Raw genomic sequence first — 1,190 nt, 5'->3', positions numbered from 1 at the left:
AGGTAATGCTGTAGATCTTGCTAACTATTCCTGTGCCTATAGTTTTTGAGTTGTCAGAAATTTCAAAATCTATTCCTTTATATAATTTTTCTAAGAATAGCTCATTTACTAACGTAAAATCTACACTTAAAGAATCTCCGGGAAAAATAAGTTCAGTCTCTGCAAATGTCTGAATTCCGATATAAGTTTGGGTATCAAAAGGAAATTTAAGGTTTACTCTGAAGCCCGAAGAAATAGGGTTGATAAGCCCACCTTTATCGCTACTGTAGTACGTCACCACTGCTTTGAAATATGGCTTTTTTTGCATGATAAACTTTTATTAAATTAAAACTGGCAAAAAACCTTGTCATCAATACAAAGATAATAATCCAGTTGGTTTGGCTGTCAATTAAGATATTTTTTACCTGAATTGGTTTCAAAAAGAAGATCTTCAATTTTGAGCTGAAGATCTTCAATTAAATGTAAAACTGATTTGAAAAGATTATTATCTATTAATCAAATGGTATGCCGATATAGACGGGAGAAAAAGATTTTTTAAAGATTATAATTTTCATAATTTTTTTTTAAAATAATGAGATAAAATGGTACATATTTAGATTAGTCAAAGTACAACCATTAAAAATTACATTATGAAAAAATCTACAAACTCAGAAAACATTACCTCTCACGAAACTAAAGAAATTGAAAGGCAAATGGCATTGAAAGTATTGGAAAAGGCTAAAAAAATTAAAAGAAAAGTTGTATTTCTGCCACAAGGCGCAAGTGGAAACCGAAATATTATTAATTCTTTTTAAATATTCCTTTTTTAATAATATTTTCAATTAAATAGTAAAAAGCCTGATGATTCAGGCTTTTTTATGTTTTAAACAAAATTTTTTTTACTGTAGCTTATGCAGCTTCTCTGATATTTCTTTGCTGTCTGAGACTTTCTTTTTTCAGTTGTTTTATAAAATATTCCGAAGATATTTTGCAGATTTTACGAAAATAATATTCAAATTCTCCGGGAGAGTGATAACCGCAGATTGATGCTAAATCAGCAGCTTTATAATCCCTGAATTTTGGTTCTTGATATAATTTTTTCAGGATATAATTAATTCTTAAACGATGAAAATACAAATCTGCATTCATTGAAGTATGTTTCTGTATCGTTTCGTTTAGGTATTCATATTCCACATCAATTTCCTTTAACA

At 28.5% G+C, this 1,190-nt stretch carries 3 protein-coding genes; 1 reads left to right on the top strand and 2 read right to left on the bottom strand.

The window, feature by feature from the left end; genetic code table 11:
- On the bottom strand, nt 1-307 hold a 307-nt coding region (locus tag AB4Y90_RS17980), incomplete at its 3' end, for a hypothetical protein (protein ID WP_441558928.1).
- 322 nt (nt 308-629) lie between these two features.
- Between AB4Y90_RS17980 and AB4Y90_RS17975 the strand changes: the two genes are divergently transcribed.
- Nucleotides 630-794: a hypothetical protein gene (locus AB4Y90_RS17975; RefSeq protein ID WP_441558927.1), complete on the top strand. Its 165-nt coding sequence runs from the start codon at nt 630-632 to the stop codon at nt 792-794.
- Nucleotides 795-888: 94 nt separating this feature from the next.
- On the opposite strand, the gene AB4Y90_RS17970 is transcribed toward AB4Y90_RS17975, so the two are convergent.
- Nucleotides 889-1,190, bottom strand: a 302-nt coding sequence (locus AB4Y90_RS17970) for a hypothetical protein (RefSeq protein WP_441558926.1), incomplete at its 5' end; no start/stop codon positions are given.

Source organism: Chryseobacterium sp. 2TAF14 (genome assembly GCF_052115105.1).
Lineage (GTDB): Bacteria > Bacteroidota > Bacteroidia > Flavobacteriales > Weeksellaceae > Chryseobacterium.
This window is presented reverse-complemented; position numbering and strand designations above follow the sequence as displayed.

Coding starts and splice junctions, on each gene's coding strand:
- AB4Y90_RS17975 (WP_441558927.1), top strand. CDS start 630: ATGAAAAAATCTACAAACTCAGAAAACATTACCTCTCACGAAACTAAA.